The sequence below is a fragment of the Mesorhizobium sp. B2-4-14 genome (assembly GCF_006442155.1).
In the GTDB taxonomy this organism is placed as follows: Bacteria; Pseudomonadota; Alphaproteobacteria; order Rhizobiales; family Rhizobiaceae; genus Mesorhizobium.
The window spans coordinates 17,841-43,462 of sequence record NZ_VFVA01000025.1 but is presented as its reverse complement, the minus strand read 5'-3'; the positions used below and the strand labels follow the sequence as shown (position 1 = coordinate 43,462).

The 25,622-nt window shown below is 63.8% G+C and carries 20 protein-coding genes, 1 pseudogene and 1 riboswitch; of the genes and pseudogenes, 5 read left to right on the top strand and 16 right to left on the bottom strand.

The window, feature by feature from the left end; translation table 11 throughout:
• Nucleotides 1–13: 13 nt before the first annotated feature.
• From FJ938_RS20595 to FJ938_RS20520, 16 genes are all read right to left on the bottom strand, one after another.
• A complete protein-coding gene (locus FJ938_RS20595; RefSeq protein ID WP_140610483.1) occupies nt 14–835 on the bottom strand; it encodes a biotin--[acetyl-CoA-carboxylase] ligase in 822 nt (273 codons plus the stop codon).
• Nucleotides 836–1,003: 168 nt separating this feature from the next.
• The gene (gene nuoN, locus FJ938_RS20590) at nt 1,004–2,440 is read right to left on the bottom strand and encodes an NADH-quinone oxidoreductase subunit NuoN (RefSeq protein WP_140610482.1); all 1,437 of its coding nucleotides are present in this window, start codon (nt 2,438–2,440) and stop codon (nt 1,004–1,006) included.
• Nucleotides 2,441–2,459: 19 nt separating this feature from the next.
• Nucleotides 2,460–3,965 (bottom strand): NADH-quinone oxidoreductase subunit M, encoded by a 1,506-nt coding sequence (locus tag FJ938_RS20585; RefSeq protein WP_140696849.1) that lies wholly within the window; start codon nt 3,963–3,965, stop codon nt 2,460–2,462.
• Complete coding sequence (nuoL, locus tag FJ938_RS20580; protein WP_140696846.1) at nt 3,965–5,938, bottom strand: NADH-quinone oxidoreductase subunit L; 1,974 nt, start codon at nt 5,936–5,938, stop codon at nt 3,965–3,967. Before nuoL ends, FJ938_RS20585 begins: the two co-directional genes overlap by 1 nt.
• Before the next feature lie 9 nt (nt 5,939–5,947).
• Entirely contained in the window at nt 5,948–6,256 is a 309-nt protein-coding gene (gene nuoK / locus FJ938_RS20575) for an NADH-quinone oxidoreductase subunit NuoK (protein ID WP_019858930.1), read from the bottom strand.
• 1 nt (nt 6,257) lies between these two features.
• Entirely contained in the window at nt 6,258–6,878 is a 621-nt protein-coding gene (locus FJ938_RS20570) for an NADH-quinone oxidoreductase subunit J (RefSeq protein ID WP_140610479.1), read from the bottom strand.
• Nucleotides 6,879–7,110: 232 nt separating this feature from the next.
• A complete protein-coding gene (gene nuoI, locus FJ938_RS20565; protein ID WP_140610478.1) occupies nt 7,111–7,602 on the bottom strand; it encodes an NADH-quinone oxidoreductase subunit NuoI in 492 nt (163 codons plus the stop codon).
• A gap of 205 nt (nt 7,603–7,807) precedes the next feature.
• Nucleotides 7,808–8,851, bottom strand: coding sequence for an NADH-quinone oxidoreductase subunit NuoH (nuoH, locus tag FJ938_RS20560; protein ID WP_140610477.1), 1,044 nt, complete (start codon nt 8,849–8,851; stop codon nt 7,808–7,810).
• Between the two features lie 2 nt (nt 8,852–8,853).
• Nucleotides 8,854–10,935, bottom strand: a complete 2,082-nt coding sequence (nuoG, locus tag FJ938_RS20555) for an NADH-quinone oxidoreductase subunit NuoG (protein WP_140610476.1) — start codon at nt 10,933–10,935, stop codon at nt 8,854–8,856.
• A 73-nt stretch (nt 10,936–11,008) separates the two neighbouring features.
• The gene (locus tag FJ938_RS20550; RefSeq protein ID WP_140610475.1) at nt 11,009–11,704 is read right to left on the bottom strand and encodes an NADH-ubiquinone dehydrogenase; all 696 of its coding nucleotides are present in this window, start codon (nt 11,702–11,704) and stop codon (nt 11,009–11,011) included.
• Nucleotides 11,705–11,767: 63 nt separating this feature from the next.
• Nucleotides 11,768–13,072, bottom strand: a complete 1,305-nt coding sequence (gene nuoF, locus FJ938_RS20545) for an NADH-quinone oxidoreductase subunit NuoF (RefSeq protein ID WP_140610474.1) — start codon at nt 13,070–13,072, stop codon at nt 11,768–11,770.
• A 10-nt stretch (nt 13,073–13,082) separates the two neighbouring features.
• Nucleotides 13,083–14,384, bottom strand: a complete 1,302-nt coding sequence (locus tag FJ938_RS20540) for an NADH-quinone oxidoreductase subunit E (RefSeq protein WP_140696843.1) — start codon at nt 14,382–14,384, stop codon at nt 13,083–13,085.
• On the bottom strand, nt 14,385–15,575 hold the full coding sequence (locus FJ938_RS20535) for an NADH-quinone oxidoreductase subunit D (RefSeq protein ID WP_140696840.1): 1,191 nt from the start codon (nt 15,573–15,575) through the stop codon (nt 14,385–14,387).
• Nucleotides 15,576–15,584: 9 nt separating this feature from the next.
• The gene (locus tag FJ938_RS20530; RefSeq protein ID WP_140696837.1) at nt 15,585–16,190 is read right to left on the bottom strand and encodes an NADH-quinone oxidoreductase subunit C; all 606 of its coding nucleotides are present in this window, start codon (nt 16,188–16,190) and stop codon (nt 15,585–15,587) included.
• 4 nt (nt 16,191–16,194) lie between these two features.
• Nucleotides 16,195–16,776: an NADH-quinone oxidoreductase subunit B gene (locus FJ938_RS20525; protein WP_015317338.1), complete on the bottom strand. Its 582-nt coding sequence runs from the start codon at nt 16,774–16,776 to the stop codon at nt 16,195–16,197.
• Entirely contained in the window at nt 16,767–17,132 is a 366-nt protein-coding gene (locus FJ938_RS20520) for an NADH-quinone oxidoreductase subunit A (protein ID WP_140610469.1), read from the bottom strand. Before FJ938_RS20520 ends, FJ938_RS20525 begins: the two co-directional genes overlap by 10 nt.
• Before the next feature lie 329 nt (nt 17,133–17,461).
• On the opposite strand from FJ938_RS20520, the gene FJ938_RS20515 reads away from it, so the two are divergent.
• The 5 genes and pseudogenes from FJ938_RS20515 to cobG form a co-directional block, all read left to right on the top strand.
• Nucleotides 17,462–18,661, top strand: a complete 1,200-nt coding sequence (locus FJ938_RS20515; RefSeq protein ID WP_140696835.1) for a winged helix-turn-helix domain-containing protein — start codon at nt 17,462–17,464, stop codon at nt 18,659–18,661.
• 29 nt (nt 18,662–18,690) lie between these two features.
• Nucleotides 18,691–18,896: riboswitch (cobalamin riboswitch) on the top strand.
• A gap of 37 nt (nt 18,897–18,933) precedes the next feature.
• A complete protein-coding gene (locus tag FJ938_RS20510) occupies nt 18,934–19,362 on the top strand; it encodes a DUF1636 family protein (RefSeq protein ID WP_140696832.1) in 429 nt (142 codons plus the stop codon).
• A gap of 2 nt (nt 19,363–19,364) precedes the next feature.
• Complete coding sequence (gene cobW, locus FJ938_RS20505; RefSeq protein WP_140696829.1) at nt 19,365–20,402, top strand: cobalamin biosynthesis protein CobW; 1,038 nt, start codon at nt 19,365–19,367, stop codon at nt 20,400–20,402.
• A 17-nt stretch (nt 20,403–20,419) separates the two neighbouring features.
• Nucleotides 20,420–24,163, top strand: coding sequence for a cobaltochelatase subunit CobN (gene cobN, locus FJ938_RS20500; protein ID WP_140696826.1), 3,744 nt, complete (start codon nt 20,420–20,422; stop codon nt 24,161–24,163).
• Nucleotides 24,160–25,617, top strand: a pseudogene (gene cobG, locus FJ938_RS20495) (precorrin-3B synthase); the annotation flags it as partial. The gene cobN and the pseudogene cobG, both read left to right, overlap by 4 nt.
• Nucleotides 25,618–25,622 lie beyond the last annotated feature (5 nt).

Genomic DNA, 25,622 nt, shown 5'->3' with positions numbered 1-25,622 from the left:
CCTTCCAAGCCCATTATACCCGGGCGGATGCAACCGCGCCGAAATGCACATCGCCGGCGGCGATCGTCACAACAGTCCCCTCATCGTCGCGGATCACGAAACGGCAGTCCTCGTCAATGGTCTCGAACACGCCACGCACCACATTACCGTCAATTCTGACAGCAACCTCACCGCCAAGTCCCGCTGCGCGTGTCAGCCAACGCCGCCTGACGGCGGCAAGGCCGCGCGCTTCATCCCACAGTCGTGCATTCTCGCTCCACGCATCCGACAGCGCCAGGAACAGTGTTTCCGCGTCGCAAGCCGCACCAAGCGCGTGCAGCGATGTCGCCGGATAAGGCACGTCCTCGGGGTGCGCCACGACATTGACGCCGATGCCGACCGCGACCGCGAAGCGGCCGCCGTCCAGAACCGCCGATTCCAGCAGGATGCCGGCGAGCTTGACGCCGGAGGCAAGCACGTCGTTTGGCCATTTCAACTCGAAACGGTTTTGTCCCTGGCTCGCACCATCGAGCCCGATGGCGATGCGGCCCTTGGGCACCACCGCGTCGAGCGCATCGGCAAGCGAGAGGCCGGCAACGAAACCCAGCGTCGCGGCAAGGCGGAGCTCACCACCGGTGATGACGAGCAAGGTCGCCGCCAGATTGCCTTCGGGCGACACCCAGGCGCGGCCGCGCCTGCCGCGCCCGCTTTCCTGCTTCCTGGAAACCACCCATAGCTTGCCCGGGTCGCCTGCCCGGGCGTGGTCCAGCGCCACCGTATTGGTGGAGCCGACGCTGTCATGCGCTTCGAGCCGGAACCCTTCCGAGACTGAGGTTGGAGCCAGCCGAAATGCCATACTAGTGGTCCGATTCTAACATTCGCATCCCGTTCCAGCAGCGCAGTGAGCGAATGTCAGAATCAAAGGACCACCAGCCAAATATGAGTTTCCAGTGGAGTTTTCAAATTTGACATTCGCGCACCACTTGGTGCGTCCCGAGAGGCGAATGTCAAACTTACTCACCAGCTAGAAGAAGGTCTTGGCGGCGGCTTCGGCATAGGTGCCGATCGGTCCGCCGATCAGCACATAAAACAGCACGAAGGCGCCGGAGACGCCGAGCACGAGGCGCAACTCGCTGGCCATCGGCACGAAACCGCCAACCGGCTCATCGAACCACATGATCTTGATGATGCGCAGATAATAGTAGGCGCCCACCACCGAGGCCAGAACGCCGATGATGGCCAGCGCGTAGAGGCCGGCATTGATGGCGGCGAGGAAGACATACCACTTCCCCCAGAAGCCCGCGAGCGGCGGAATGCCGGCCAGCGAGAACATCAGGATGGTGAGGATCGTCGCCATGATCGGATTGGTCGAGGCGAGGCCCGCCAGGTCGCTGATCTGCTCCACATTGCCTTCCTTGCGCCGCATGGCAAGGATGAAGGCGAAGGTGCCGAGCGTCATCACCAGGTAGATCAGCATGTAGATGGCGACGCCGCGCACGCCGGCCTGGCTGTTGGCGGCAAGGCCGACCAGCGCGTAGCCCATATGGCCGATCGAGGAATAGGCCATCAGCCGCTTGATGTTGGTTTGGCCAATAGCGGCAAAGGCACCGAGCGCCATCGAGGCGATCGAGATGAAGACGATGATCTGCTGCCAGTCGGATGCGATCGGCTTGAATGCGCCCATGGTGACGCGCACGATCAGCGCCATCGCCGCCATCTTCGGGGCGGCCGCCAGGAAGGCGGTCACCGGTGTCGGTGCGCCCTCATAGACGTCGGGCGTCCACATGTGGAACGGCACCGCCGAGATCTTGAAGGCAAGGCCGGCCAGCACGAAGACCAGGCCCAAAACGAGGCCAAGCTGACGCCCGCCGCCGCCGAGTGCGGTGGCGATCTCGTGGAAGCCGGTATTGCCGGTGTAGCCGTAGACCAGGCTGATACCATAGAGCAGCATGCCGGACGACAGCGCGCCAAGGACGAAATACTTCAGGCCGGCCTCGGTCGAACGCAGATTGTCGCGGTTGATCGCCGCCAGCACGTAGATCGCCAGCGACTGCAGTTCGAGGCCGAGATAGAGCCCGATCATGCCGTTGGCCGAGATCATCAGCATCATGCCGAGCGTGCACAGCAGGATCAGCACCGGATATTCGAACTTGTCGAAACGTTCCGCCTTGGCAAAGCGCATCGACATGATCAGCGTCACCGCCGAGCCGACCAGGGCCAGCACCTTCATGAAGCGGGCGAAGGAATCCTGGACGAAGGCGTTGCCATAGGCATTGCCCTGCCCGGTCGAAAAGATCAGCCAGGCGCCTGATATGACCAGTACGGCGACACCAAGGCCAGTCACCGTATTGGCGGTGTTGGAACGGGAATAGGCTCCGACCATCAGCAGCGCGAGCGCACCGATGGCAAGGATCAGCTCGGGCGTCGAGAGCGACAGGCTGGAGAGAAGGTCCGGCGTCATGGTTCGCAAAACCCTTGGGTTAATTCGCCGCCGCGGTCTGCGCGGCGCCGATGGATGCGGTGACATTGGTGACGAGCGACTTGACCGATTGGGCCGTCGCGTCGAAGACGGGAGCGGGATAGACGCCAAAGAAGATGACCAGCACGACAAGCGGGTAGATTATTGCCTTCTCGCGCGGCGACAGATCGAGCAGCCCCTTCAGGCTATCCTTGGTCAGCGCGCCGAAGATCACCCGGCGGTAGAGCCAGAGTGCATAGGCGGCCGACAGGATGACGCCGGTGGCGGCGAAGAAGGCCACCCAGGTGTTGACGCGGAACACGCCAAGCATGGTCAGGAACTCGCCGACGAAGCCGCTGGTGCCGGGCAGCCCCACATTGGCCATGGTAAAGACCATGAACACAGTGGCGTATTTCGGCATGTTGTTGACCAGTCCACCATAGGCGGCGATCTCACGCGTGTGCATGCGGTCGTAGATGACGCCGACGCACAGGAACAGGGCGCCGGAGACGAGGCCGTGGCTGAGCATCTGGAAGATCGCGCCCTGCACGCCTTCCTGGTTCATGGCGAAGATGCCCATGGTGACGAAGCCCATATGGGCGACGGAGGAATAGGCGATCAGTTTCTTCATGTCCTCCTGCATCAACGCCACCAGCGAGGTGTAGATGATGGCAACGACGGACAGGGTGAACACCAGCGGCGCGAACATTTCCGACGCCAACGGGAACATCGGCAGCGAGAAACGCAGGAAGCCGTAGCCGCCCATCTTCAAGAGGATGGCGGCCAGGATCACCGAGCCGGCCGTCGGCGCCTCGACGTGCGCGTCCGGCAACCAGGTGTGCACCGGCCACATCGGCATCTTCACCGCGAAGGAAGCGAAGAAGGCGAGCCACAGCCATGTCTGCATATTGGCCGGGAAACTATGCGTCAGAAGCGTCGGAATGTCGGTCGTGCCGGACTGGTAGAACATCGCCATGATGGCGAGCAGCATCAGCACGGAGCCGGCGAGCGTATAGAGGAAGAACTTGAACGAGGCATAGACGCGCCGCTTGCCGCCCCACACGCCGATGATGATGAACATCGGGATCAGGCCGGCTTCGAAGAAGACGTAGAACAGCACGATATCCAGCGCGCAGAACACGCCGATCATCAGCATCTCCAGCAGCAGGAAGGCGATCATGTAGGCCTTGACGCGCTTCTCGATCGCGTCCCACGACGCCAGGATGCAGAGCGGCATCAGGAAGGTCGTCAGGATGACGAACAGCATGGAAATGCCGTCGACGCCCATATGGTAGGAGATTCCGGAGTCGAGCCAGGCCGCCTTCTCGACGAACTGGAAGCCGGCTTGCGAATTGTCGAAGCCCGTCCAGATGAACAGCGAGACGATGAACGTGAACGCCGTGGTCAACAGCGCGATGGCGCGGATGTTGCGGCGTGCGTTTTCGCTGTCATCGTTGATGAACAGGATCAGCAGAACACCAACCAGCGGCAGGAAGGTGACCAGCGAGAGGATTGGCCAGGCGGTCATCAGAGCATCATCCAGGTGACGAGTGCGGCAACGCCGATCAGCATGGCGAAGGCATAGTGGTAGAGATAGCCGGTCTGCAGCTTGACCACGCGGTTGGTGACATCGACGACCCGCGCCGAAATGCCGTCCGGACCAAGGCCGTCAATGACGGTGCCGTCGCCGGTCTTCCACAGGAAATGGCCAAGACGCTTGGCGGGCCGCACGAATAGGAAGTCGTAGAGTTCGTCGAAATACCACTTGTTGAGCAGGAAGGCGTAAAGCAAGCGATGGTTGGCGGCGACGCTCGGGGGCAATTCCGGCGAGCGGATGTAAAACTTCCACGCCACCGCCAGGCCGATCAGCATGGCGATGAAGGGCGACAGTTCGACCCAGAGCGGCAATTCGTGGATCTCATGCAGGATGTGGTTGTCCGGGAGCGTGAACAGCGAGGCCTTCCAGAATTCGGCATAGCCCTCGCCGATGAAGGCGCCGTGGAAGATGATGCCGGCAAACAGCGCCCCGGCCGCCAGCACGTAAAGCGGCCCGAGCATGACTGGCGGCGATTCATGGACGTGGTGCATCACCTCATGGCTCGCCCGCGCCTGGCCGTGGAAGGTCATGAAGATCAGCCGCCAGGAGTAGAAGGAAGTGAAGCAGGCGGCGATGACCAGGAGCACGAAGGCAAGGCCCGCAACCGAATTATGGCCGGCGAAGGACGCTTCGACGATTGCGTCCTTGGAGAAGAAGCCGGCGGTACCGATGACGGTCACCGGAATGCCGACACCGGTCAGCGCCAGCGTGCCGATCACCATCATCCAGTAGGTGGTCGGGATCAGCTTTCTCAGGCCGCCCATCTTGCGCATGTCCTGTTCGTCGGAAACGGCATGGATGACCGAGCCCGAACCGAGGAACAGCAAAGCCTTGAAGAAGGCATGCGTGAACAGATGGAAGATCGCAGCCCCATAGGCGCCGACGCCCAGCGCCACGAACATGTAGCCGAGCTGCGAGCAGGTCGAATAGGCGATGACGCGCTTGATATCGTTTTGCACCAGACCGACGGTCGCCGCGAAGAAGGCAGTGAAGGCGCCGATGAAGGTCACCACCGTCAGTGCCGAATGCGACAGTTCGAACAGCGGCGAAAGCCGTGCCAGCATGAACACGCCGGCCGTCACCATGGTGGCGGCATGGATAAGCGCGGAGACTGGCGTCGGGCCTTCCATGGCGTCCGGCAGCCAGGTGTGAAGCGGCACCTGCGCCGACTTGCCCATGGCACCCATGAAGAGCAGCAAGCAGACGACGGTCATCGCCGTCTGCTTGTCCAGCGCATGGCCAAGGAAGGTCAGCACGGCGGCGCCCTGCGGCGCGCCTTCAGCCGGAATGAATGTTGCCGCATTGGCGAAGATGGTGCCGAGATTGACCGAGCCGAACAGCACGAACACGCCGAAGATGCCGAGCGCGAAGCCGAAATCGCCGATGCGGTTGACGACGAAGGCCTTGATGGCCGCGGCATTGGCCGAGGGCTTCTTGTACCAGAAGCCGATCAGCAGATAGGACGCGAGGCCCACCCCTTCCCAGCCGAAGAACATCTGCACGAGGTTGTCGGCGGTCACGAGCATCAGCATGGCGAAGGTGAACAGCGACAGATAGGCGAAGAAGCGCGGCCTGTCCGGATCGTGATGCATGTAGCCGATCGAATAGATGTGAACCAGCGCCGAGACGGTGTTGACCACCACCAGCATCACCACGGTGAGCGTGTCGATCCAGAGCGCCCAGGACGCCTCCAGTCCGCCGGACTGAATCCAGCGCAGCACCGGCACGGTGAACACCTCGCCATGGCCGAAGCCGACGGTGAAGAAGGCGACCCACGACAGAACGGCTGATATCACCAGGAAGCCCGAGGTGATGTATTCCGATGCCTTGGCGCCGAGCGAATTGCCGAACAGGCCGACGATCAGGAAGCCGAGCAGCGGAAGGAAGACGATCGCTTGATACATGATAGCCCGTCAACCCTTCATCATGTTCACGTCTTCGACCGCGATCGAGCCGCGGTTGCGGAAGAAGACGACGAGAATGGCTAGTCCGATCGCAGCCTCGGCCGCCGCGACCGTCAGCACGAACAGCGCGAACACCTGGCCGACCAGATCGCCAAGTGCGGCCGAAAAGGCGACGAAATTGATGTTGACCGCAAGCAGGATCAGCTCGACCGACATCAGGATGACGATGACGTTCTTGCGGTTCAGGAAGATGCCGAACACGCCGAGCGTGAACAGGATCGCCGATACGGTCAGATAATGTGCGATGCCGACGACCATCTCAGACTCCTTCGCCCGACTTGACCTTGCGGATTTCCATGCCGGTCGCCGCGGTGCGGGCGACCTGGGCTGCGATCGACTGCCGCTTGACCCCTTCCTTGTGGCGCAGCGTCAGCACGATGGCGCCGATCATGGCGACCAGCAGGATGAGGCCCGAAACCTGGAAGTAGTAGAGGTAGTCGGTGTAGAGGATGTCGCCCAAAGCTGCCGTGTTGGAGCGGGCGGCGAGATCCGGAATGGGCTTCGAGACCGCCGTGGCGAGCTGCGGCGCGAATGTATAGCCGCCCAGCACCACAATCAGTTCCGCCGCCAGGATCAGCCCGACCAGCGCACCGATCGGTGCGTATTGCAGGGCGCCTTCCTTCATCTCGGCGAAGTCGACGTCAAGCATCATGACGACGAACAGGAACAGCACCATGACCGCGCCGACATAGACGACGAGCAGGATCATGGCCAGGAATTCGGCGCCGGTCAGCATGAAGAGGCCGGCGGCGTTGAAGAAGGTCAGGATCAGGAACAGCACCGAATGCACGGGGTTGCGCGACGAAATGACCATGAACGCCGACGCCACCGCGACAAAGGCGAAGAGGTAGAAGAAGGCCGCCTCTAGTCCACTCAGCATGGGGTTCCCCCGGGGTTCCTAATTCCGACTCCGTCCCGACTCCGGTCCGAATTCGCGTGTTCCTTAGACGGGCGACGTTGCGCCGTCCACTTTCTTGTTCCTTCTCCCCGTTTACGGGGAGAAGGTGGCCCGAAGGGCCGGATGAGGGGCAGCGCAAAGATTGGCGACCTTGGCGCCGCCCCTCATCTGCCTGCCGGCATCTTCTCCCCGTAAACGGGGAGAAGGACGCCAATCACCGATAGGGCGCGTCCAGCGAGATGTTGCGCGCCAGTTCGCGCTCCCACCGGTCGCCATTCGCCAACAATCTGTCCTTGTCGTAGTAGAGCTCTTCGCGCGTTTCCGTCGCGAATTCGAAATTCGGCCCCTCGACAATGGCGTCGACCGGGCAGGCTTCCTGGCAGAAGCCGCAATAGATGCACTTCACCATGTCGATGTCGTAGCGCACCGTGCGGCGCGTGCCGTCATTGCGGCGCGGACCGGCCTCGATGGTGATGGCCTGCGCCGGGCAGATCGCCTCGCACAATTTACAGGCGATGCAGCGTTCCTCGCCGTTGGGATAGCGGCGCAGCGCATGCTCGCCACGAAAACGCGGGCTCACCGGCCCCTTCTCGTGCGGATAGTTGATCGTCTCCTTCGGCGCGAAGAACTGGCGCATCGACAGGAAGAAGGCGCTGACGAAATCCTGCAGCAGCAGCGATTTGGCGGCCTGAGCTAGCGCGTTCATTGGCCGCTCCCATACAGGTTTATTGCAATGAAATAGCCCGCACATCCAAATAGGATGGGCGTCACGACACGAAACACAAATGTTATCGGCTTTACAGCGTCCGCACTTAGTTGCTTCAAAATACGAGGCAGCAGAACCAGATATTCGAACAACGCGATAAGAAGGCCGACAATTGCTCCCAAAAAGCCGACAGACAAATTACTCATCACGCAAACCCCGCGATCTTGAGGAAGGCGGCGGTGGCGACCACCATGAACAGCGAGATCGGCAGGAACACCTTCCAGCCAAGCCGCATCAACTGGTCATAGCGGTAGCGCGGCACGAAGGCCTTCACCATGGAGAACATGAAGAACATGAAGCAGATCTTCAGCACGAACCAGATCACGCCGGGCACCCAGGTGAAGGGCGCGAAGTTGAACGGCGGCAGCCAGCCGCCGAGGAACAGGATGGTGGCCAGCGCGCACATCAGCACGACGGCGACATATTCGCCGAGGAAGAACAGCAGGAACGGCGTCGACGAATATTCGACCATATGGCCGGCGACCAGTTCCGACTCGGCTTCCACCAGGTCGAAGGGCGGGCGGTTGGTCTCGGCCAACGCCGAGATGAAGAAGATGACGAACATCGGCAGCAGCGACAGCCAGTGCCAGTCGAGGAAGGTGTTGGGCAGGCCGAGCTTGGTGCCCAGCCCATCCTGTTGCGACATCACGATGTCGGACAGGTTGAGCGAGCCGACGCACAGCAGCACGGTGACGATGACGAAGCCGATCGAGACTTCGTAGGACACCATCTGCGCTGCCGAACGCAGCGCGCCGAGGAAAGGATATTTCGAGTTCGACGCCCAGCCGCCCATGATCACGCCATAGACCTCGAGCGAGGAGATGGCGAAAACATAGAGGATGCCGACATTGATGTTGGCGATCGCCCAGCCCTCATTGACCGGAATGACCGCCCAGGCCGAGATCGCCAGCACGGCAGAAACCAACGGCGCGAGGAGAAAAACGCCCTTGTTGGCGCCGGACGGGATCACCGGTTCCTTGAAAACGAACTTCAATAGGTCGGCGAAGGCCTGCAGCGTGCCCCACGGGCCGACGACGTTCGGGCCGCGACGCAGCTGCACCGCCGCCCAGATCTTGCGGTCGGCATAGAGCAGGTAGGCGACGCCGATCAGAAGCACGACGATGAGGAGCACCGACTCGGCCAGAATCCAGAGCGCCGGCGCCACATAGAGGAAGAAGAAAGTGTCCATGCTTATTCCGCCGCCTGCTTGAAGCCGCTCTTGGCCAGCGCCGAGCATTCCGCCATTACGGCAGACGCCCGCGCGATCGGGTTGGTCAGGTAGAAATCCTTGACCGGCGAGGTGAACGTACCCTTGTTCAGCCGGCCGCCGAGCTTCGCCACCTTGGCGATGTCCTCGGCATTGCCGGCCGCGACCTGATCGATGCGGGCAAGATGCGGGTACTCACCGTAGAGCTTGTGGCGCAGTTGCGGCAGCGAATCGAACGGCAGCTTCTTGCCCAGCACATCCGACAGCGCCCGCAAAATGGCCCAGTCCTCGCGGGCATCGCCCGGCGCGAAGCCGGCGCGGTTGGTCTGCTGCACGCGCCCTTCGGTGTTGACGTAGGTGCCGGACTTTTCCGTGTAGGCAGCCGCCGGCAGGATGACATTGGCCCGGTGCGCGCCGGCGTCGCCATGGGTGCCGATATAGACGACGAAGGCGCCGCCGGTCTTGCCCATGTCGATCTCGTCGGCACCGAGCAGGAACAGCACGTCCGTTTCACCCAGCATGCCGGCGACGTTCTTGCCGCCCTCGCCCGGCACGAAGCCGAGATCGAGGCCGCCGACACGTCCGGCCGCGTTGTGCAGAACGGCAAAGCCGTTCCAGTCGGCGCGGGCGGCGTTGACGGCAGCGGCAAGCCTTGCCGCCTGGCCGAGCACGGCCGCGCCATCGGCGCGCGCCAGCGCGCCCTGGCCGACGATGATCAGCGGATGCGTCGCCTTCTTCAGCGTCTGGAAGAACTTGCCATTGCCCTCGGCCAAATCCTTCAGCGAGTCCGGCCCGGCGCCCAGCAGTTCGTAGTCATAGCGCGTGTCGCCGATCTCGCCGATGACGCCGACCGGCAGATCGCCGATCCGCCAGCGCTTGCGGATGCGGGCGTTGAGCACCGAGGCTTCGAAGCGCGGATTGGCGCCAATGATCAGCACCGCATCGGCCTGCTCGATACCCTCGATGGTCGGGTTGAAGATGTAGCTGGCGCGTCCCAGCGCCGGATCGAGCGCGGCACCGTCCTGACGGCAGTCGACATTCTTCGAACCGAGCGAGGCCATCAAGAGCTTCAGCGCGTAGATTTCCTCGACCGCGGCGAGATCGCCAGCAATGGCGCCGATCTTGTCGGGCGATGTCTTCGACACCGCGTCCTTGATCGCGGCGAACGCTTCGGCCCAGCTTGCCGGAACCAGCTTGCCGTCCTTGCGCACATAGGGCCGGTCGAGGCGCTGCGTGCGCAATCCGTCCCAGATGAAACGGGTCTTGTCGGAGATCCACTCCTCGTTCACCTGCTCGTTGACGCGCGGCAGGATGCGCATCACTTCGCGGCCACGGCTATCGATGCGGATCGCCGAGCCGACCGCATCCATCACGTCGATGGATTCGGTTTTGGTCAGTTCCCACGGCCGCGCCTGGAAGGCGAAGGGCTTGGAAGTCAGCGCGCCGACCGGGCACAGGTCAATGACATTCCCCTGCAGCTCCGAGGTCATCGCCTGTTCGAGATAGGTGGTGATCTCGGCATCCTCGCCGCGGCCGATCAGGCCGAGTTCGGAAATGCCGGCGACTTCGGTGGTGAAGCGGACACAGCGCGTGCAGTGGATGCAGCGGTTCATCACCGTCTTGACCAGCGGACCGATATACTTGTCTTCGACCGCGCGCTTGTTCTCGTGATAGCGCGAGGAATCGACGCCGAAGGCCATCGCCTGGTCCTGCAGGTCGCACTCGCCGCCCTGGTCGCAGATCGGGCAATCCAGCGGATGGTTGATCAGCAGGAATTCCATCACGCCTTCCCGGGCTTTCTTGACCATGGGCGTGTTGGTGAATATTTCCGGCGGCTCGCCATTGGGGCCGGGGCGCAGGTCGCGCACGCCCATGGCGCAGGAAGCCTGCGGCTTGGGCGGCCCGCCCTTCACTTCGATCAGGCACATGCGGCAATTGCCGGCGATCGACAGCCGCTCATGGAAGCAGAAGCGCGGCACTTCCGCGCCCGCGTCCTCCGCCGCCTGCAGCAGCGTGTAGTGGTCGGGTACAGTGATTTCTTTCCCGTCGACCTTGAGCTTTGCCATTCGTCTCAAACCCCTGCGGATTTCCCGCAATCTCATTTCCCGGGCGCGGCTGACGCAGCGCCCGACATTTCATTCAGGTCTTCGCGGCCAACGCCGCCGCCTGGGCAGTCCATTCGTCGCGGCCGATGCGGCCGTTGAACGACAGATAGTCGTCGACCCAGGCGATCTCCTGCGGCGACCACGCGGCGATCTGGGCGAACGTCCAGATACCGAGACCGTTCAGCACCTTCTCCAGCTTCGGGCCAATGCCCGATATCGCCTTCAGATCCGAAGGCTTCGCCGGCTTGTCGATTGCCTTGGGCTGGCGGAAATCCTCCGGCAGCAGCACATCGGCGGCCTCATCCGCTGCCGGACCGGCATCAGCCACCGGCGCCGTGGTGGCGGCTTCCTTGGCGGCGATGTCCGTGACTTCCTGCGCGAAGGACTGCGCCTCGGCAATCAGGCTCTTCGCCGTAGCCCGCGCCCTGATGGAGGACGAGTTCGCGTCCTCGAATTGATCGACGCGCGCCTCGAAATCCTCGATCAGCGGCTGCATGAGGCGCTGTGACGCCTCGGCGGCCCCAGAAAGCGCGCCAATCCAGACGCCGAACGCGTGGTTGGCGAACCCGATGCCAAGCGCCGACATCGCCGCCGCGCCCGCGACAGGGTGCACGAGAAGGTTGACGGCGCTGGCCATCTCCTTCGGCATCATCCTGGTCAGGTCCTGGTTCATTTTCTCGAGCTGGTCCAAATTGGGCATCAATGAGTAGGGTGTCGAATACGGCGCCATAGAGTTCTCCTGGTCGTTTCTTCGTTCGCCCCCGCCCCGTTATTCCCGCAGTCGCAAATTCTTCTATTCCGCCGCCACCATCACCGGTTCGGCCCGGTGCGCGTTGCGCGAAAACTCGTCGATGCGCCGCTCCACCTCGCCGCGGAAATGCCGCATCAGACCCTGGATCGGCCACGCCGCCGCATCGCCCAGCGCGCAGATCGTGTGACCCTCGACCTGCTTGGTGACGTCCAGCAGCATGTCGATCTCGCGCTTCTGCGCCTCGCCGCGCACCAGGCGCTCCATCACCCGCCACATCCAGCCGGTGCCTTCGCGGCATGGCGTGCACTGGCCGCAGCTCTCGTGTTTGTAGAAGTAGGACAGCCGCGCGATCGCCTTCACGACATCGGTCGACTTGTCCATGACGATGACGGCCGCCGTGCCGAGGCCGGATTTGAGGTCGCGGAGCGCGTCGAAATCCATCGGCGTGTCGATGATCTGCTCTGCCGGTACCAGCGGCACCGAGGCGCCGCCCGGAATGACGGCAAGCAGATTGTCCCAGCCGCCGCGAATACCGCCGCAATGCGTCTCGATTAGCTCACGGAACGGGATCGACATCGCCTCTTCGACGGTGCACGGATTGTTGACGTGGCCGGAGACGCAGAACAGCTTGGTGCCGACATTGTTCGGCCGGCCGAAGGACGAGAACCATGCCGCGCCACGGCGCAGGATGGTCGGCGCCACAGCGATCGATTCGACATTGTTGACGGTGGTCGGGCAGCCATAGAGGCCGACATTGGCCGGGAATGGCGGCTTCAGCCTGGGCTGGCCCTTCTTGCCCTCGAGGCTTTCCAGAAGCGCCGTTTCCTCGCCGCAGATATAGGCGCCGGCGCCGTGATGCATGTAGACGTCGAAATCATAGCCGGAGGTGTTGCCCTTGCCGATCAGCTTGGCCTCATAGGCCTCGTCGATGGCGCGCTGCAGCGCCTCGCGCTCGCGGATGAACTCGCCGCGCACATAGATGTAGGCGGCAACCGCGCCCATGGCGAAGCCGGCGAGCAACGCGCCTTCGACCAGCGTGTGCGGGTCATTGCGCAGGATGTCGCGATCCTTGCAGGTGCCTGGCTCGGATTCGTCGGCATTGATGACCAGATAGCTGGGACGGCCGTCGCTCTGCTTGGGCATGAACGACCATTTGAGGCCCGTCGGGAAACCGGCGCCGCCACGGCCACGCAGGCCCGACGCCTTCATCTCGTTGACGATCCAGTCGCGCCCCTTGGCGACGATGCCGGGCGTGTTGTCCCAGGCGCCGCGCGCCATCGCGCCGGCCAGCGACTTGTCGAAGAGGCCGTAGATGTTGGTGAAGATACGGTCTTTGTCCTGAAGCATTGTTCGTCCCTCAGACCGGCTTCTTGCCGAAGACGCGGATGTATTCGGCGACGCCGCCCTTGGCGAGCGCCTTGGCCTGCTTGACCCAGTCGTCCCGGTCGATGCGGCCTTGGAAGGAAAGATAGCCGTCCACCCACTCGCGCTCGGCCTTCTGCCACGAAGCGACCTGCGCGAAGGTGTAGATGCCGAGCGTATGCAGGATGCCCTCGATCTTCGGCCCGACGCCCGAGATCAGCTTGAGATCGTCGACCGAAGCCGGGCGCTCGATGCCGGCCGGGCGGTTCTTGTCTTCGAGCGAGGGCTTTGCCGTCTTGGCGACAGGCTGCTTGGCTTCCGGCGACTTGAAAGCGCCAGCTGGTTCGGTCTTGGGCTTCGGCCCGCTGCGCGGCTTCGAAACCGCCTCGACTTCCGGGGCAGCTTGGTTGGCGTTAGCGGCAGAGTGGCGCGGCGGCCTGACGCTTGCCGCCTTCTCCTCGGCCAGCGCGACCTTGACCGGCGACGGTGTCATCATCGCCGGGCTCGTTTCCAGCGCATCGGTCTTCGGCTTGCTGGACTTCGATGGCGCGACCGGAGCCGTCGGTGCCGGAGCAGCAGGCGGCTGCGAGACAACGGCCGCAGGCGCGCTCGCTGGAACGGCCGCAGCCTTGGCTGCTTTCGCCGCCGCCCTGGCTTCCCTGTCCCGGGTCGATTTCAGGATCGCCTTCTCGCTTGTCAGCGTCGTCAGGCCCGAGGCCGGTTCCGAGCCTGTGCGGCCGTTCTGCGGTCCTGGCGGCACCGAAGCCCCCTTGCCCGCACCGTAGAGATCGATGATCTCGGCCAGCCGTTCGGGCGTCAGATCCTCGAACGTATCCTTGAAGATCATCACCATCGGCGCGTTGACGCAGGCGCCGAGGCACTCGACCTCCTCCCATGACAAGGTGCCTTTGTCATTGGTGTGGAACTGGTCGTGGTGGATTTTCGAGCGGCACACATCCATCAGCGCTTCCGAGCCTCGCAGCATGCAAGGCGTGGTGCCGCAGACCTGGATATGAGCGCGTGTACCGACTGGGTTCAACTGGTACTGCGTGTAGAAGGTCGCGACTTCGAGCCCGCGGATACGGGGCATGCCGAGCATGTCCGAAATCGTCTCGATCGCCGCCTTGGTGACCCAGCCTTCCTGCTCCTGCGCCAGCATCAGAAGTGGGATGATCGCCGACTGCTCGCGGCCCTTCGGGTACTTCTTGATCCATTGCTTCGCCGCTGCCGCGTTCGCCCTGTTGAAGGCGAAGGAGGCTGGCTGGACGCTGGCTTCTGCGAGACGGCGAACTGACATTTAGCGATCGACCTCACCAAACACGATGTCGAGGGAGCCGAGGACGGCGGTGACGTCGGCCAGCATGTGGCCGCGGCACAGGAAATCCATGGCCTGAAGATGCGCGAAGCCGGGGGCGCGCAGCTTGCAGCGATAGGGTTTGTTGGTGCCGTCGGAGACCAGATAGACGCCGAACTCGCCCTTCGGCGCCTCGACGGCCGCGTAGACCTCACCGGCCGGCACGCGGTAACCTTCGGTGTAGAGCTTGAAGTGATGGATCAGCGCTTCCATCGAACGCTTCATCGCCGCACGCTTCGGCGGCACCACCTTGCCGTCGAGGTTCGACACCGGACCGGTGCTTTCCTTGCCGAGCAGAAGATCGACGCACTGGCGCATGATCCTGGCCGACTGGCGCATCTCTTCCATGCGTACGAGGTAGCGGTCGAAACAGTCGCCGTTCTTGCCGATCGGAATGTCGAAATCCATTTCCGAATAGCATTCGTATGGCTGCGACTTGCGCAGGTCCCACGCCGCCCCCGAACCGCGCACCATCACGCCCGAAAAGCCCCAGGCCCAGGCGTCGGCCAGTGACACCGTGCCGATGTCGACGTTGCGCTGCTTGAAAATGCGGTTGCCGGTCAACAGCGCATCCAGATCATCGATCGACTTCAGGAACGGATCGATCCACTTGCCGATGTCCTCGACCAGCTTCTGCGGCAGGTCCTGATGCACGCCGCCCGGGCGGAAATAGGCTGCATGCATGCGCGAGCCGGAGGCGCGCTCATAGAACACCATCAGCTTTTCGCGCTCGACGAAGCCCCACAGCGGCGGCGTCAGTGCACCAATATCCAGCGCCTGCGTCGTCACATTGAGGATGTGCGACATGATACGGCCGATCTCGCAATAGAGCACGCGGATCAGCTGGCCCCGCTTCGGCGCTTCGATGCCGAGCAGCCGCTCGACGGCAAGCGCAAAGGCGTGCTCCTGGTTCATCGGCGCGCAGTAATCGAGCCGATCAAGATAGGGCACGGCCTGCAGATAGGTCTTGTGCTCCATCAGCTTCTCGGTGCCGCGATGCAGTAGACCGATATGCGGATCGACGCGGTCGATGACTTCGCCATCGAGTTCGAGAACCAACCGCAGAACACCATGGGCGGCGGGGTGCTGGGGCCCAAAGTTGATGTTAAAATTGCGGACGGAGGTTTCGGCCATTCTGGCGCCTCAATTCGTCTTGGCTTTTTCGTCTCCAGGCAGCACGTAGTCCGTGCCTTCCCAAGGAGACAAAAAATCGAAATTGCGGAATTCCTGCTTGAGCTCGACCGGCTCGTAGATGACGCGCTTGGCTTCGTCGTCGTAGCGCAGCTCGACGAAACCGGTCAGCGGGAAATCCTTGCGCAGCGGGTGACCATCGAAACCGTAGTCGGTGAGGATGCGGCGCAGGTCGGGATGGCCCGAAAACAGCACGCCATAGAGATCGTAGGTCTCGCGCTCGAACCAGTCGGCGCCGGGATAGACGCCGGTGATCGACGGCACCATCGTCTCCTCGTCGGCCTGCACCTTGACGCGGATGCGCACATTCTGTTTCGGCGACAGCAGATGATAGACGACGTCGAAGCGCTTGGCCCGCGACGGATAGTCGGCGCCACAGATATCGATGATCGAGATGAACTGGCAGCGCGCATCGTCACGCAGGAAGGTCATCACTTCGACGAGGTCGCGCGGTTCGACATGAATGGTGAGTTCGCCATAGGCGAACACCGCGTCCGAGATCCGTCCGCTCATTTTCTCGCCGAGATAGCTCGACAGTTCGCTCAGTGATGCGGCCATGGATTTACCGTTCGATCGTGCCGGTGCGGCGGATTTTCTTCTGCAGGAGAAGAATGCCGTAGAGCAGTGCTTCGGCGCTCGGCGGGCAGCCGGGCACATAGATGTCGACCGGCACGACGCGGTCGCAGCCGCGCACCACCGAGTAGGAATAGTGGTAATAGCCGCCGCCATTGGCGCAGGAGCCCATCGAGATGACGTAGCGGGGCTCCGGCATCTGGTCGTAGACCTTGCGCAGTGCCGGCGCCATCTTGTTGGTCAGCGTGCCGGCGACGATCATGATGTCGGACTGGCGCGGAGACGCACGCGGCGCCACGCCGAACCGCTCCGAGTCATAGCGCGGCATCGAGGTGTGGATCATCTCGACCGCGCAGCAGGCGAGGCCGAAGGTCATGAACATCAGCGAGCCGCTGCGCGCCCAGGTGATCAGCGCCTCTGTCGAGGTGACAAGAAATCCCTTGTCGGCGAGCTCATTGTTGATTTCGAGGAAAAAGGGATCGTCCTCCCCCACCGGCCTGCCGGTGTTGGGATCGATAATGCCCTTGGGCTTCGGCGCGACGAGGGTGCCTGAACTGTCGTTCAATCCCATTCCAGCGCTCCTTTTTTCCATTCATAGGCAAAGCCGATGGTCAGCACTGCCAAAAACACCATCATCGACCAGAAGCCGAGCATGCCGATCTTCGAGAAGGACACGGCCCAGGGAAACAAGAAGGCCACTTCCAGGTCGAAGATGATGAACAGGATCGACACCAGGTAGAAACGGATGTCGAATTTCATGCGGGCGTCGTCGAACGAGTTGAAACCGCACTCGTAGGCGGAAAGCTTTTCAGGATCGGGGTTGCGGTAGGCCACCAGAAACGGCGCCGCGATAAGCGCGATGCCGACGACCGCCGCCACTGCGATAAACAGGACGATGGGCAGGTACGAACTGAGAAGTGCGTTCATGCAGCGGCTTTCCGTTGGCGCCAATCCACTTTTGTTACAGCACCGGACCTTAATGCGGAAGCGTGACAGTTTAACCGCTGAACCGTTTTAAGGGGCCTATGCTGCAACGCGGCGAGGGTTAGCGCAGCACTTCCAGCGAAGCAAGTCAAACCTTGTTCAAAACGCCGGGCTGGACGGCATAACGGAAGAAACTGGTCCGATGCGCTCCTGTTTGATTTCCTTCACTTTCTACTCCACTTTTATCTCCTGACATATCTACCGCCATTTGCCTGCTAGCATGCCGGAATCACCGGCTAAAATCCGCAAATCGATCAGGGCAAGGGCTCCCGATGAAGGAAAAAATCTCGCTCGCCATGGCCCGGCGCATCGCGCTCGGCGCTCAGGGCTTTCTCGACCCCCGCCCAAGTGGCACGCCGGACCGCCGCCACTTCGCCCGCGTGCTCTCCCGCACCGGCCTGCTGCAGATCGATTCCGTCAGCGCGGTGGTGCGCGCGCATTATATGCCGCTTTATTCGCGGCTTGGCCCCTACCCGCTCGCGCTCCTCGACAATGCCGCCGTGACGCGCAAGCGCACGGTGTTCGAATACTGGGCGCATGAAGCCTCGTTCCTGCCGGTCGAGACATATCCCTTGATGCGCTGGCGCATGCAGCGCGCCGAGCAAGGCGAGGAAATGTATCTGGGCCTCGCCAAATGGGGCCGCGAGCACGCCGCCTACATCGAAGAGATCTATCGGGAAGTCGCCGATCGCGGCCCGATCGCCGCCTCGGCGCTTGAGGGCCAGAAAGGTTCGGGCGGCTGGTGGGGCTGGAGCCACGCCAAGCACGCCTTCGAATGGTTGTTCTGGGCCGGCCGCATCACCACCGCGCACCGCCGCGGCTTCGAGCGCTTCTATGACCTGCCGGAGCGCGTGCTGCCGCAAGCGATCCTCGATCTGCCGGTGCCGGCGGCCGAGGACGCGCATCGCGAATTGCTGCGCATTTCCGCCCGCGCCCATGGCGTGGCTACAGCCGGCGACCTGCGCGACTATTTCCGCCTGTCGCCCGCAGACATGAAGGGCCGGCTGGAGGAACTGGTCGAGCTGCGCGAGTTGCTGCCGGTGCGTGTCGAGGGCTGGAACAAGCCGGCTTACCTCCATAGAGATGCCCGTCTCCCGCGCAAGATCGAAGCGCGCGCCCTGCTGGCACCGTTCGATCCGGTCGTCTTCGAGCGCTCGCGCACCGAGCGGCTGTTCGATTTCCATTACCGCATCGAGATCTACACTCCGGCCGAAAAACGCCAGTACGGCTACTATGTCCTGCCCTTCCTGCTTGGCGACAGGATCGTCGCTCGCGTCGACCTTCGGGCCGACCGACCGGCAAGCGTGCTGCGCGTGCCCGCGGCCTATGCCGAGCCCGGAGCGCCGCCTGAAACCGCCGCCCAGCTCTTCGAGGAATTGAAGCAGATGCAGGTCTGGCTTGGCCTTGAACGTATCGACGTGACGCCCGCCGGCGATCTGGGCCCGGCGCTGGCCGACATCGCCATGTCGTAGCCGCGCGTTGACACAGCTGCCTGCAAAAGCCTAAATCCGCTCCAGACGGTCCCCTGCCCGCAACGGCTGGGGCTAAGAGGGAATGCGGTGCGGGATTTCGGTCTCAAATCCGCGGCTGTCCCCGCAACTGTAAGCGAAGAGCCAAGGCCGAAAGCCACTGGGAGTTCCCGGGAAGGCGGCTAACCAAGGCGATGACCCGCGAGCCAGGAGACCTGCCGTCTGCGACAGAAGAATCCGATCGCCCGGCGGGTTTCCGGGCAAGGAGCCCGGTTTTGGACCACAACGGCAGTTTTTCGGCTGGTGCAGCGGATATATCGTCCGCCGATGGCGATGCCTTGTCCGGCGTCACCGTTATCGTCTGCGCGTCCTGCCGCGACGAAACCGGCTCCGACGCCCATCCCCGCGCCGGCGAACTCCTGGCACAAGACACGCGCCGCGCGGCGGCATCCGAGAACGTCCGCGTCCGCACGGTCGAATGTCTCGGCAACTGCAAACGCCGGCTCAGCGCCGCGATCCTGCGCGACAGCTGTTGGAGCTATGTCTTCGGCGACCTGACCACGAGCAGCGGCGCCGACCTCGTTACCGGCGCCAAGCTCTTCGCCACCTCGAGCGACGGCCTCATCCCATGGCGCGGCCGGCCCGATTCCCTCAAGCGCGGCCTCGTTGCCCGCATCCCTCCCCTCGACCTGCTGAAAGACTGACCATGACCGTTTCCGTCTCCCGCGTTCCCTGCACCGTCGTCACCGGCTTTCTCGGCGCCGGCAAGACGACGCTGGTCCGCCATCTCCTCGAAAACGCCGGCGGCAAGCGCATCGCGATCATCGTCAACGAGTTCGGCGACATCGGCATCGACGGCGAGATCCTCAAGGGTTGCGGCATCGACACCTGTCCGGAGGAAAACATCGTCGAACTGGCCAATGGCTGCATCTGCTGCACCGTGGCCGACGATTTCGTTCCGGCGCTCGACCGGATCCTGTCGCTGACGCCGAAAGTCGACCATATCCTGATCGAAACCTCAGGCCTCGCTTTGCCGAAGCCCCTGGTCCAGGCCTTCCAGTGGCCGACGGTGAAGAGCCGCGTGACCGTCGACGGCGTGATCGCAGTGGTCGACGGCCCCGCGCTGGCCGAAGGCCGCGTCGCCAACGACATGGACGCCCTGCAGGCGCAGCGCGCCGGGGACGACAGCCTCGACCATGACGACCCGGTCGAGGAAGTGTTCGAGGACCAGATCGCCTGCGCCGACCTGATCATCCTGTCGAAGAGCGACCTGATGGACGCCGCCGGTTCGGCCCGCGCCAACGCAATCGTCAACGAACACTCCGCCCGGGCCGTCAAGATCGTGCCGACGTCCTATGGCAAGGTCGATCCCTCCGTACTGCTCGGGCTCGGCCTCGCCGTCGAGGACGACATCGAGAACCGCAAGTCCCATCACGACGGCGCATTCGACCACGAGCATGACGATTTCGACACCTTCATTGTCGATATCCCCTCGATCGCCAATCCGGACGAGCTGGCAAAACGCGTCGCCGACGCCGCCGAACAGGAAAACGTGCTGCGCGTAAAAGGCTTCGTCGAGGTCGGCGGCAAGCCGATGCGGCTTCTGCTGCAGGCCGTCGGTCCGCGCGTCAACCATTATTACGACCGCGCCTGGACCGCAGAGGACGATCGCCGCTCGCGTCTCGTCGTCATCGGCCTCAAGGGGCTGAACCGCCGGGCAATCGAGCGCATACTCGCCGGCTGATTTCAGGCACGGCCGCGATGCACATCCTCACCACGACATCCGCCTCGCTCGACGATATCGCCGAGCCGGTCGATCTGCGGCAGACGCCGGCGGATATCGTGGCCCTGTCCTTCACCGACAGCGACCTCGCCGGACTGGCGGCCGCGTGGAAGTCGGATGCCGGCCGCCTGCCCTCGATGCGGCTGGCCGCGCTGCGTGACCTTCGCCACCCCATGTCCGTCGACCTCTGGATCGACAGCGTCGCCCGCCACGCCAGAGTTATTCTCGTCCGCATCCTCGGCGGCTATGACTGGTGGCGCTATGGCTGCGACCAGCTTGCCGCGACCGCCCGGGAACGCGGCATAAAACTGGCGCTGCTGCCCGGTGAAAGCCACGACGAGGATCTCAGGCTGATCGAAGCCTCGACGCTGCCGCGCGCGGAACTGGACGCGCTGCTCGGTTATTTCCGCGAAGGCGGCCCGGCCAATATGAGTTCGCTGGTGCGGAGGTTGGCAGGGCTGGCGGGACAGGATGCTGATGTCACCGAACCGGTCGCTGTGCCGAAGGCCGGTTATTATCAGCCGGGACAAGGGGTTGTTACAACTGCGTTCAGCGCTGGAGATCCGTCACACTCCCCTCTGTCCTGCCGGACATCTCCCCCGCAAGGGGGGAGATCAGCGGTCATCGGCCCCGGCACTTTTTCTGCTCAGTCGACAATAGAGTCATCTTCAACATCTACGATTGGCGAAATCGCCGACGAAAGCTCAATCTCCCCCCTTGCGGGGGAGATTTCCGGCAGGACAGAGGGAGGTGCGACAGAACTCGGCGCTGACAACCCCGGCGTCCCCATTATCGCCATCCTCTTTTACCGTTCGATGCTGCTCGCCGCAGACATTGCACCCATCGATGCGCTTGTCGAGGCGCTGCGCTCGCAAGACATGGCACCGGTCCCTATCTTCGTCTCCAGCCTGAAGGACCCGGCATCCCTCGCGTTCGTCGAAACCGCCCTCGCCACGCTGAAGCCCGCCGCCATCATCACCGCGACCGCTTTCGCGTCCGGCGCGGAGCCCGGCATCGAAACCCTGTTCGATCGCGCCGGCGTCCCCGTCTTCCAGGTCATCGTCGCCACCACGCGCCGCGACGTCTGGGAAAAGAATCAGCGCGGCCTGGCACCCGCCGACCTTGCCATGCATGTCGTGCTGCCCGAACTCGACGGCCGCATCCTCGCCGGCGCCATTTCCTTCAAGGGCGAAAGCGACGTCGATCCGGCACTCGGCCACCGCGCTTTCGCCAACCGGCCGGAGCCGGATCGGGTAGCGCAGGTTGCCGATCGTGTAGCAGCTTTTGTCCGCCTGCAGGAGACATCTCGCGCCCGGCGCAAGCTCGCCATCCTGATCCCGGATTACCCGAGCGCCCCCGGCCGCACCGGCTATGCCGTCGGCCTCGACGTACCGTCGAGCGTGCTGGCCATGCTGCATGACCTCAGCGAAGAGGGCTATGCCGTCGACGGGATTCCGCGAACGCCGCGGGAACTGCTGGATTTGCTGGAGTGCGGCGAAGAAGGATTGGGGCTGGAGGACTATCTCGATCTTTCTACAGAGTTACCGACTGCTGCAATTGCCGCAGTCGAAGCAGCTTGGGGTAAGGCCCAAGACGAGACAGGTTTGCGCGAGGCGCCCCCCTCTGTCCTGCCGGACATCTCCCCCTCTAGGGAGGAGATTGCGCTGTCATTGCCGGTTTCGCCAATCTCCAATGTTGCCGGAGTAGGCGGAGCGTCGAAACTGCCAATCTCCCCCCTAGAGGGGGAGATGTCCGGCAGGACAGAGGGGGGTGTACGCGCGCCGGCCTCGGCGAAATTCCCCTTCCGCGCCGCCGCCTTCGGCAACGTCAACGTAGCACTCGCCCCGGATCGCGGCCGCTCCGCCGACCGCCGAGCCGACTACCACGATCCGACGCTCCCCCCGCGCCATGCCCTGATCGCCTTCGGTCTGTGGCTCCGGAAATCGCTCGGCGTCCATGCCCTCATCCATGTCGGCGCCCACGGCACGCTGGAATGGCTGCCGGGCAAGACGGTGGCGCTTTCTGAGAACTGCTTTCCCGAAATCGTGACCGGCCCCCTACCCGTCATCTATCCCTTCATCATCTCCAATCCCGGCGAGGCGGCGCAGGCCAAGCGGCGTATCGCCGCCGTCACGCTCGGCCATCTGCCGCCGCCGCTGACCGGCGCTGGCCTGGACGAAGACCAGCACCGGCTGGAACGCCTGGTCGACGAATACGCCCAGGCCGATGGGCTCGACCGGCGGCGCCGCGATCAGTTGGCCAGGCTGATCGTCGACACCGCGCAACAGAACGGCCTCGCCTCCGAAGCCGGGGTCGCCAAGACCGATGCGCCCGACGAGGCGTTGCGCCGTATCGATGCCTGGCTATGCGACCTCAAGGATTTCGCCATCAAGGACGGGCTGCACATCTACGGCCGCGCCTCCGAGAAAGAGCCCGACGCGATGCGCCGCCAGAGCGCGAACGCCGAGAAGGCCGCGCTGCTTGCCGCACTCGATGGCCGCCACGTCAAGGCCGGCCCGGCCGGCGCACCCGCGCGTGGCCGCTCCGATGTGCTTCCCACCGGGCGCAATCTGTTCACGTCGGATCCGCGCACCATGCCGACGCCGACCGCCTATGACCTGGGCAAAGCAGCGGCCGAGGAGGTCGTTCGCGCCTATATGCAGTCGCATGGGGATTGGCCGCGCTCGCTGGTGATCGACCTCTGGGGTTCGGCCTCGCTGCGCACCGGCGGCGAGGAGATCGCGCAGGGCCTGGCGCTGATGGGCTGCCGGCCACAATGGGACACTACCACCGGCCGCATCACCGGCATCGAGGTGCTGCCGCCGGCCACGCTTGGCCGCCCCCGCGTTGACGTCACCTGGCGGATATCAGGCCTGTTCCGCGACATGTTCCCGACCCAGATCGCGCTGATCGATGCCGCCGCCAGCGCCGTCGCCGCGCGTGACGAGGACGATTCGGAAAACCCGCTCGCCGCCAAGACCCGCGCCGACGGCAAGGTCAGCCCGCGGATCTTCGGCACCTCGCCCGGCACTTACGGCGCCGGCGTCGAGGAGCTGTTGTCGAGCGGCGACTGGGGCGCGCGCGAAGAGATCGGCCGTGCCTATCTCGATGCCACCTCGCACGCCTATGGCGGTGCCGGGGGTGATGGCATCTCCGCACCCGGCGCTTTCGAGGGGCGCATCGCCGAGGCCGATCTTCTCGTCCACACCGGCGACGATCCCGGCCGCGACATTCTCGAAGGATCAGCCGATGTCGCCTTCATCGGCGGCTTTTCGGCCGCGCTTGCGGCCCTCGGCCGGAATGCCGACGTCATCGTGCTCGACACGAGCGATCCGCAAAAGCCAAAGCCGCGATCCGTTGGCGAAGCCGTAGCGCGGGTGGTGCGTGCCCGCGCCGTCAATTCACGCTTCATATCAGGCCAGATGCGCCATGGCCCGCGCGGCGCATCGGAATTCGCCGAAACGGTCGACCGGCTGGTCGGCTTCGCCGAGACCACCCATGTTATTTCAGGCGCGCTGATCGAGGCCGTGCACGATGCCTATGTTGGCGATCCCGAAGTTCGCGCCTTCATCCTGCGCGAAAATCCCGCCGCCGCGAAAGTCATCGCCGAGCGCTTCCTGTCGGCGCGCCGGCGCGGTCTCTGGCACCCCCTGCGCAATTCGATCGACGACGACCTCGCCGCGCTGATCGCCGAGGCCGAGGCGCTTGGGGTGGCGGCATGAACGCCTTTTCACGCCGCGGGGCCTGCCCGGCCCTGTCCGCGCCGATGCAGACCGGGGACGGGCTATTGGTGCGGCTCAACCCGGTTGCTGGAGGATTATCGCCGAAGCTCTTGATCGAGGTTGCAGTATCCGCCCTGCGGCATGGCAACGGCATCATGGAGGTGACGGCACGCGGCAGCTTGCAGATACGTGGGCTGACAACGGAAAGCGCACGGTCGCTGGCGGCGGAAGTCAACGCGTTGGGCATCGCGGTGCGTACCGGCGTGCCGGTCGAGACCGGGCCGCTGGCGGGCATCGATCCCCAGGAGATCGCCGATCCGCGACCGCTGGCTGAGCGGATCAGGGTGGCGATCGAGGACGCCGGGCTGACGGCAAGGCTTGGCCCGAAGGTTTCGGTTATCGTGGACGGAGGCGGGCAACTGGCGATGGATGCGGTGACGGCCGATGTCAGGCTTGTCGCAACACTCACCGATGCTGGAAGCCAATGGGACATATTTGTCGCGGGTGATGGGCGGGCCGCCAGGGCCCTTGGTTTGGCGAAAGACGAAGCGGCATGCGATATCGCCGTGGCAGCACTTCGGATGGTTGCCGAGAAGGGTCGAGAGGCCCACGCGAGAGATCTGACGGAGAGGCAGCTAGCAGGTCTCGCAGGTTGGCATTCCTTCACACCCCCCTCTGTCCTGCCGGACATCTCCCCCGCAAGGGGGGAGATCAAGCCCTCATCGCGGCCCTCGCCAGTAACCGGCATTACAAGAACAGCATCGGCATCGGAGCTGCCAATCTCCCCCCTTGCGGGGGAGATGTCCGGCAGGACAGAAGGGGGTGGGACGGAGTGCCGTCCTATCGGTCTATTCACCCTGGAAACTGGCTTAGCCCTGGGCATCGGCCTTCCCTTCGGCAGCATGCCGGCGAACAGGATCATCGGCCTCGTGCAAAGCGCCATCGCCTTCGGCACCACCGAAATCCGCCTCGCCCCGGGCCGTGCCTTGCTCTTCCTCGGTCAACCGGCGCACACCAACCAATCCCTTCAAGACGCCGCCTCCTCTCTCGGCTTCGTCACCTCCCCCGCCGACCCCCGCACCCGAATCGCCGCTTGCCCCGGCACGCCGGCCTGCGCCTCCGGTCGGATCCCCACACGCGACATCGCCGAGGCGATTGCCGCCGAAAACGCCGACATTCTAGACTTCACCCTGCACATTTCGGGCTGTGGCAAGGGCTGCGCGCATCCCGGCCCGGCAACACTAACAATCGTCGGCGGCGAAAACGGAGCCGGACTTGTCGTGAACGCGACGGCAAAGGCCCTTCCTGCCGGCTACAGGCCGGGCTATGACGCCGCGCGCGGCATCGGCCGCGTCGCGGCGATGATCCGCAGCGCACGATATCAAGGCGAGACCGCCGCAGCTTGCCTTACAAGGCTGGGGCTGGCCGGCATCGCAGAGGCTTACCGACGGGAATGAGC

Bases quoted from the DNA above. Each gene is read 5' to 3' on its own strand.
- FJ938_RS20595 (WP_140610483.1), bottom strand. From the start codon at position 835: ATGGCATTTCGGCTGGCTCCAACCTCAGTCTCGGAAGGGTTCCGGCTC.
- nuoN (WP_140610482.1), bottom strand. From the start codon at position 2,440: ATGACGCCGGACCTTCTCTCCAGCCTGTCGCTCTCGACGCCCGAGCTG.
- FJ938_RS20585 (WP_140696849.1), bottom strand. From the start codon at position 3,965: ATGACCGCCTGGCCAATCCTCTCGCTGGTCACCTTCCTGCCGCTGGTT.
- nuoL (WP_140696846.1), bottom strand. From the start codon at position 5,938: ATGTATCAAGCGATCGTCTTCCTTCCGCTGCTCGGCTTCCTGATCGTC.
- nuoK (WP_019858930.1), bottom strand. From the start codon at position 6,256: ATGGTCGTCGGCATCGCACATTATCTGACCGTATCGGCGATCCTGTTC.
- FJ938_RS20570 (WP_140610479.1), bottom strand. From the start codon at position 6,878: ATGCTGAGTGGACTAGAGGCGGCCTTCTTCTACCTCTTCGCCTTTGTC.
- nuoI (WP_140610478.1), bottom strand. From the start codon at position 7,602: ATGAACGCGCTAGCTCAGGCCGCCAAATCGCTGCTGCTGCAGGATTTC.
- nuoH (WP_140610477.1), bottom strand. From the start codon at position 8,851: ATGGACACTTTCTTCTTCCTCTATGTGGCGCCGGCGCTCTGGATTCTG.
- nuoG (WP_140610476.1), bottom strand. From the start codon at position 10,935: ATGGCAAAGCTCAAGGTCGACGGGAAAGAAATCACTGTACCCGACCAC.
- FJ938_RS20550 (WP_140610475.1), bottom strand. From the start codon at position 11,704: ATGGCGCCGTATTCGACACCCTACTCATTGATGCCCAATTTGGACCAG.
- nuoF (WP_140610474.1), bottom strand. From the start codon at position 13,072: ATGCTTCAGGACAAAGACCGTATCTTCACCAACATCTACGGCCTCTTC.
- FJ938_RS20540 (WP_140696843.1), bottom strand. From the start codon at position 14,384: ATGTCAGTTCGCCGTCTCGCAGAAGCCAGCGTCCAGCCAGCCTCCTTC.
- FJ938_RS20535 (WP_140696840.1), bottom strand. From the start codon at position 15,575: ATGGCCGAAACCTCCGTCCGCAATTTTAACATCAACTTTGGGCCCCAG.
- FJ938_RS20530 (WP_140696837.1), bottom strand. From the start codon at position 16,190: ATGGCCGCATCACTGAGCGAACTGTCGAGCTATCTCGGCGAGAAAATG.
- FJ938_RS20525 (WP_015317338.1), bottom strand. From the start codon at position 16,776: ATGGGATTGAACGACAGTTCAGGCACCCTCGTCGCGCCGAAGCCCAAG.
- FJ938_RS20520 (WP_140610469.1), bottom strand. From the start codon at position 17,132: ATGAACGCACTTCTCAGTTCGTACCTGCCCATCGTCCTGTTTATCGCA.
- FJ938_RS20515 (WP_140696835.1), top strand. From the start codon at position 17,462: ATGAAGGAAAAAATCTCGCTCGCCATGGCCCGGCGCATCGCGCTCGGC.
- cobW (WP_140696829.1), top strand. From the start codon at position 19,365: ATGACCGTTTCCGTCTCCCGCGTTCCCTGCACCGTCGTCACCGGCTTT.
- cobN (WP_140696826.1), top strand. From the start codon at position 20,420: ATGCACATCCTCACCACGACATCCGCCTCGCTCGACGATATCGCCGAG.